This window comes from Herbaspirillum robiniae (genome assembly GCF_002213415.1).
Lineage (GTDB): Bacteria > Pseudomonadota > Gammaproteobacteria > Burkholderiales > Burkholderiaceae_D > Herbaspirillum > Herbaspirillum robiniae.
Genome location: NZ_NJGU01000011.1, coordinates 270,156 through 276,736 on the forward strand (window position 1 = coordinate 270,156; position 6,581 = coordinate 276,736).

The 6,581-nt window shown below is 65.2% G+C and carries 5 protein-coding genes; all 5 read right to left on the minus strand.

The genetic code is table 11. The annotated features are described in order from the left end of the window. Nucleotides 1-6: 6 nt before the first annotated feature. Nucleotides 7-438 carry a CopD family protein gene (locus CEJ42_RS20435; RefSeq protein WP_088752340.1) on the minus strand — a complete coding sequence of 144 codons (432 nt, stop codon included), beginning with the start codon at nt 436-438 and terminating at the stop codon, nt 7-9. A 106-nt stretch (nt 439-544) separates the two neighbouring features. Further along, a complete protein-coding gene (locus CEJ42_RS20440) occupies nt 545-1,813 on the minus strand; it encodes a glutamate-5-semialdehyde dehydrogenase (protein ID WP_079216837.1) in 1,269 nt (422 codons plus the stop codon). 121 nt (nt 1,814-1,934) lie between these two features. Beyond that, nucleotides 1,935-2,954 (minus strand): DNA polymerase III subunit delta, encoded by a 1,020-nt coding sequence (gene holA / locus CEJ42_RS20445; RefSeq protein WP_088752341.1) that lies wholly within the window; start codon nt 2,952-2,954, stop codon nt 1,935-1,937. Nucleotides 2,955-2,973: 19 nt separating this feature from the next. Further along, nucleotides 2,974-3,519, minus strand: coding sequence for an LPS-assembly lipoprotein LptE (locus CEJ42_RS20450; RefSeq protein WP_088752342.1), 546 nt, complete (start codon nt 3,517-3,519; stop codon nt 2,974-2,976). Between the two features lie 25 nt (nt 3,520-3,544). Then, nucleotides 3,545-6,193: a leucine--tRNA ligase gene (leuS, locus tag CEJ42_RS20455; protein ID WP_079216834.1), complete on the minus strand. Its 2,649-nt coding sequence runs from the start codon at nt 6,191-6,193 to the stop codon at nt 3,545-3,547. Between the last annotated feature and the right edge of the window lie 388 nt (nt 6,194-6,581).

Below are 6,581 nucleotides of genomic sequence, written 5' to 3' on the forward strand. Positions count from 1 at the left end.
CGTCGTTCAGAACGGCTTGACCACGACCAGGATCACGATGGCCAGCAGCAGCAGCACCGGCACTTCGTTGAACCAGCGGAACCAGACATGGCTGCGGGTGTTCTTGCCCAGCTCGAACTTCTTGAGCAGCGCGCCGCAGGCGTGGTGGTAGCCGATCACCAGCACCACCAGGAACAGCTTGGCATGCAGCCAGCCGTTGCCCGGGACGCGGAAGATGGCAAACGTATACATCGCATGCAGGACCCAGATCCCTGACCCCAACGCCAGCAGCGCCATGATGCCAGTGAAGCGATAGAGGCGTTGCGCCATGCCAAGCAGGCGCTCGCGCGCCACTACTTCGGTCTCCTGCGCCAGGTTGACGTAGATGCGCGGCAGGTAGAACAGGCCGGCGAACCACGAGGCGATGAAGACGATGTGCAGGGCTTTGATCCAGAGCATGGGTTTCCTTGACGACGATGTTGGGTTGGACGCGCCGGGCCGCATGATGGCAGCCGCGTGTGTCCGCCTGATTACTTCGGCCTGCCGGCGCCGGGCCTTCGGCTCATTACTGGCGCACCTGGCCCTGGCCCAGCACCACGTACTTGAGCGAGGTCAGGCCTTCCAGCCCGACCGGGCCGCGCGCATGCAGCTTGTCGTTGGAGATGCCGATCTCGGCGCCCAGGCCGTATTCGAAACCGTCGGCAAAGCGCGTCGAGGCGTTCACCATGACCGAGGCCGAATCCACTTCGCGCAGGAAACGCATGGCGCGGGTGTAGTCCTCGGTGATGATGCTGTCGGTGTGCTGGGAGGAGTGCGTGTTGATGTGCTCGATGGCTTCGTCCATGTCGGCCACCACCTTCACCGACAGGATCGGCGCCAGGTATTCGGTGTCCCAGTCTTCCGGCACGGCGTCTTTCAGCTGCGGGTAGCCGGCCAGGATCTCGGCGGCTTCAGGATCGCAGCGCAGCTCGACTTCCTTGACGCGGTACAGCTCGGACAGCGGCGGCAGGATGGCGGCGGCGATGCCGCGCGCCACCAGCAGGGTTTCCATGGTGTTGCAGGTGCCGTAGCGGTGGCACTTGGCGTTGAAGGCCACGTCCAGTGCACGGCGGGTGTCGGCCTTGTCGTCGATGTAGACATGGCAGATGCCGTCCAGGTGCTTGATCATCGGCACCTTGGCTTCCCGGATCAGGCGTTCGATCAGGCCCTTGCCGCCGCGCGGCACGATGACGTCGACATACTCCTGCATGGTGATCAGCACGCCCACCGCGGCGCGGTCGGTGGTCTCGACCACCTGCACGGCGTCTTGCGGCAGGCCGGCGCCGGCCAAGCCTTCCTTGACCAGCTTCGCCAGCGCCTGGTTGCAATGGATCGCTTCCGAGCCGCCGCGCAGGATGGTGGCGTTGCCGCTCTTGATGCACAGGCCCGCGGCGTCCACCGTCACGTTCGGACGGGCTTCGTAGATGATGCCGATCACGCCCAGCGGCACGCGCATCTGGCCGACCTGGATGCCGGTGGGGCGGTATTTCATGTTGCTGATCTCGCCGATCGGGTCGGGCAGGGACGCGATCTGCTCCAGGCCTTCGGCCATGGTGGCGATGGCCTTGTCGGACAGCGTCAGGCGGTCCAGCATGGCCTCGGCCAGGCCGTTGGCGCGCGCGGCGTCGAGGTCCTTTGCGTTGGCCGCGCGCAGCGCGTCGGCGTCGCGCCGGATGGCGGCGGCGATCAGCAGCAGGGCCTGGTTCTTGGCGGCGGTGTCGGCGCGGGCCATGGCGCGCGACGCTGCGCGTGCCTGCCGGCCGATGCGGTTCATGTAGAGATCGATGTTTTCCATGGTTCTTCCCTCGGCCGTGCCGCGCGGCCCAGCCATGTCATTTGCATTCGTTGGTGTCCCGCCGGTACAGGCGCCGGGGAACCGGATTGCCGATTTTATGCCGGCCGGCCGCCGGCGCCGTTCATCGGCCGCGCGCCAGCTTCAGGCCCAGCTGCGTCAGCGCGTCCCAGGGATCGCCGGCGAAGGCCTTGGCGCGCAGGCCCTTGACCATGCGGTCCACCAGCGCGGCCTCCTGCAGGGCGCTTTCCAGCGCGGTCAGGCTGATGCGGCGCAGGGCCGGTTCCATCAGCTTCTCGCGCGGGCCCCAGATGCGGTATTCCTTGAGCAGCGCGCCCACCGGTTTGCCCTGCGCCATGCCGGACTTGAGTTTGAGCAGCGTGCGGATCTCTTCGGTCACCGCCCACAGCACCAGCGGCAGCGCTTCGCCTTCGCCTTTCAGGCCGTCCATCATGCGCGTCAGGCGCGCCACGTCGCCGGAGAGCATGGCTTCGTTGAGCTTGAAGACGTCGTAGCGGGCCACGTTCAGCACCGCGTCCTGCACCTGTTCGAAGGACAGCTTGCCGGCCGGGTACAACAGGCCCAGCTTCTGGATTTCCTGGTGCGCCGCCAGCAGGTTGCCTTCCACGCGGTCGGCGATGAAATCCAGGCAGGCGCGGTCGGCGCTCTGCTGCTGCGCCGTCAGGCGGTGCGCGATCCAGCCGGGCAGCTGGTTGCGCTCCACCAGCGGGATGTCGATGTAGACCGCCGCCTGTTGCAGCGCGCCGACCCAGGCCGCCTTCTGCGTGGCCCAGTCCAGCTTGGGCAGGCTGATGATGGTCAGGTTGTCGGGGCTGAGGCTGGCGGCGTAGTCCTGCAGCGCTGCGCCGCCGTCACGGCCGGGCTTGCCGGTGGGGATGCGCAGTTCGATCAGTTTCTTGTCGCCGAACAGCGATTGCGACTGGTTGGCCGCCAGCAGCTCGCCCCATTTGAAGCTGCGCTCGACCACCAGTACTTCGCGCTCGGTAAAGCCGTTGGCGCGCGCGGCGCGGCGGATCTTGTCGGCCGCTTCCAGCGCCAGCAGGTGCTCGTCGCTGGCGATCACATATAGCGGCGCCAGGTTCTTGCCGAGGTGCGCGTCGAGGGCGTCGTGCCGCAGTTGCATGGGGTCCGTGCGCCCTGGATCAGGAGTCGCCGTCGGCGGCGGCCTTCTCGGTCGAGATGGCCGACTTCGAGGCCGACAGGCGGCGCAGGATCTGCTGCACCAGGTCGGATTGCATGTCGCGGTACAGCAGCGCTTCTTCCGCCTGTTTCGCCAGTTCCTGGTTTTCGTCGTAAGTGATCACGCGGCGCAGGGTGATGGCCGTGGGCGGGATCATCACCACGCCCTTGGCATCGCTCACCGAGAAGGTGAAGCGCTGGAACAGCGCGTATTCACGCACGCGGCCGTTGGTATTCAGGGTCAGCACCTGGCGGTCGCGGGTATCGGCCAGCACCTTCAGGTTGGCCTCGGCTTCCTTGACGTCGTCCACCACCTTGGCGCCGCTGGCCTGGATGTTGCGCTTGAGCTCGACGCCGACCGCCGAATTGGGCGCAAAGCCCAGGTAGATGGTCTTGAACGGCAGGTCGGCCGCGCCGCGCAGATGGAAGCCGCAAGCCGCCAGCGTCAGGCAGGCGGCCAGCATCGCCAGCCATTGCAGCACGCGTTTGCTTTGTCGGAAAGAGTGCATGGATATCCGTTGTAGGGGTTGAACGTCAGACCACGATGTTGACCAGCTTGCCGGGCACCACGATGACCTTCTTCGGCTCGCCGGTGAGGAATTTCTTCACGTCCTCGTTGGCCAGCGCGGCAGCCTCGATGGCGGCCTTGTCGGCTTCCTTGGGCACCGTGACGTCGCCGCGCAGCTTGCCGTTGACCTGCACCATCAGCTTGATCTCGCTTTGCTCCAGCGCGCCGGCGTCGACCTGCGGCCATTCGGCGTCCAGGATGTCGCCAAAGGACTTGGCATAGCCCAGTTCCTGCCACAGCACGTGGGTGATGTGCGGCGCCACCGGGTTGAGCACGCGCAGGAAGACCGAGAAGCCCTCGGCGATCACCGCGTTGGCCGCGGCGCTGTCGTCCAGCTTGGCGCCTTCCAGCGTGTTGAGCATCTTCATGCAGGCCGACACCACGGTGTTGTACTGGATGCGCTTGAAGTCGTGGTCGGCCTGTTGCAGCACCTTGTAGACCTCGCGGCGCAGTTCCTTCTGCTTGTCGTCCAGCGCGGCGGCGTCCAGCTTGCCGGCGGCGGCGATGCGCGTGGCGTTGTTGAAGCCGAAGGCCCACACGCGACGCAGGAAGCGGTTGGCGCCTTCCACGCCGGCGCCCGACCATTCCAGGGTCTGCTCCGGCGGCGAGGCGAACATGGTGAACAGGCGCGCGGTGTCGGCGCCGTACTGGTCGATCTGGGCCTGCGGGTCGATGCCGTTGTTCTTGGACTTGGACATCTTCTCGGTGCCGCCGATTTCCACCGGTTGGCCGTCGGCCTTCAGGATCGCCGAGACCGGGCGGCCGCGCTCGTCGTGCGTCAGCTCGACGTCTTCCGGATTGATCCAGGTCTTCTTGCCGGCCGCGTCTTCGCGGTAGTAGGTTTCGTTCAACACCATGCCCTGGGTGAGCAGGTTGGTGAACGGCTCGTCGAACTTGATCAGGCCGAAGTCGCGCATGACCTTGGTCCAGAAGCGCGCGTACAGCAGGTGCAGCACGGCGTGCTCGATGCCGCCGATGTACTGGTCCATCGGCATCCAGTAATCGTTGCGCGAGTCGACCATGGCGTCATTGCTGCCCGGCGAGGTATAGCGCATGTAGTACCAGGACGAGTCCACGAAGGTGTCCATGGTGTCGGTTTCGCGGCGCGCCGGCTTGCCGCAGCTGGGGCAGTCGACCTTGAGGAACTGCTCGTGCTTGTTCAGCGGGTTGCCGCTGCCGTCCGGCACGCAGTCTTCCGGCAGCACCACCGGCAGGTCCTTCTCGGGCACCGGCACGTCGCCGCAATCCGGGCAGTGGATGATGGGGATCGGGGTGCCCCAATAGCGCTGGCGCGAGATGCCCCAGTCGCGCAGGCGGAAGGTGACCTTCTTCTGGCCCACGCCCCTGGATTCCAGGTCGGCTGCCACGGCGTCCACCGCAGCCTGGTAGGCCAGGCCGTCGTACTTGCCGGATGCGATGGTCTTGCCGCTTTCCTTGTCGCCGTACCATTCTTCCCAGGCGTCGCTGGAGTAGGTCTTGCCTTCCACGGCGATGACCTGCCTGATCGGCAGGCTGTATTTCCTGGCGAACGCGAAGTCGCGCTCGTCGTGCGCCGGCACGCCCATCACGGCGCCGTCGCCATAGGTGATCAGCACGTAGTTGCCGACCCACACCTCGACCTTGTCGCCGGTCAGCGGATGGGTGACGTAGAGGCCGGTGGGCATGCCCTTCTTTTCCATCGTCGCCATGTCGGCTTCGATCACGCTGCCTTGCTTGCATTCGGCGATGAAGGCCTGCAGCGCGGGATTGTCCTTGGCCGCCAGCGTGGCCAGCGCGTGTTCCGGCGCCACGGCGCAGAAGGTCACGCCCATGATGGTGTCGGCGCGGGTGGTGAAGACGTACAGCTTGCCGTCGTTGACCAGGGCGCCGTCGTCGCCCTTGATGTCATGCGGGAAGGCGAAGCGCACGCCGGTCGACTTGCCGATCCAGTTGGCCTGCATCAGACGCACGCGCTCGGGCCAGCCGGGCAGCTTGGTCTCGACGTGTTCCAGCAGTTCGTCGGCGTAGTCGGTGATCTTGGCGTAGTACATCGGGATCTCGCGCTTTTCGATCAGCGCGCCCGAGCGCCAGCCGCGGCCGTCGATCACCTGCTCGTTGGCCAGCACGGTCTGGTCGATCGGGTCCCAGTTCACGGTGCCGGTCTTCTTGTAGATGATGCCTTTCTCGAGCATCTTCAGGAACATCCACTGGTTCCACTTGTAGTACTCGGGACGGCAGGCGGTCATTTCGCGCGACCAGTCGATGGCCAGGCCCATCGACGCCATCTGCTTCTTCATGTAGTCGATGTTGGAATAGGTCCACTGCGCCGGCGGCACGCCGTTGGCCATGGCGGCGTTTTCGGCGGGCATGCCGAAGGCGTCCCAGCCCATGGGCATGAGCACGTTGTAGCCGCTCATGCGCAGGTAGCGGTACATCACGTCGTTGATGGTGTAGTTGCGCACATGGCCCATGTGCAGCTTGCCGGAAGGGTAGGGCAGCATCGAGCAGGCGTAGAACTTCTTCTTGTCGCGGCCTTGCTTGTCCTTTGCGTTTTCGACGGTCTTGTAGGCGTCGATGGCGTTCCAGTGCTGCTGTGCGGATTGCTCGACTTCGGCTGGGCTGTATTTATCTTGCATGACGTGATGAAACGAATGAATGCGGTTGGAATTCGAAACCCTGCATTATACCGGCTCGCAGGCCCCCCGACGCTGCCGGGCGCGATGTGGCCGGGGCGGACGATGTAAAGAGCCCGCCGGGGAATATTTCAAGGCGGAAACAAAAAAGCCCGCCTTCATCGAAGGCGGGCAAACGTCCCTCAAGCGAGGGCACAGGGAAGACGGTCAGGAGCAGTGCGGCGGCGCTGCGTCCGCGCAGTTACAGATACTTCACTTACAGGTACTTCACCTCGATGGTGGCCGAACCGTCCAGGGAGATGTCCTGGGTCAGGTTCAGGTTTTCGGGTTTGTTCAGCACAGCGGTCACGCCGATGGTGCCGGAGACCACTTTGTACGAGCCCGGCGCGGT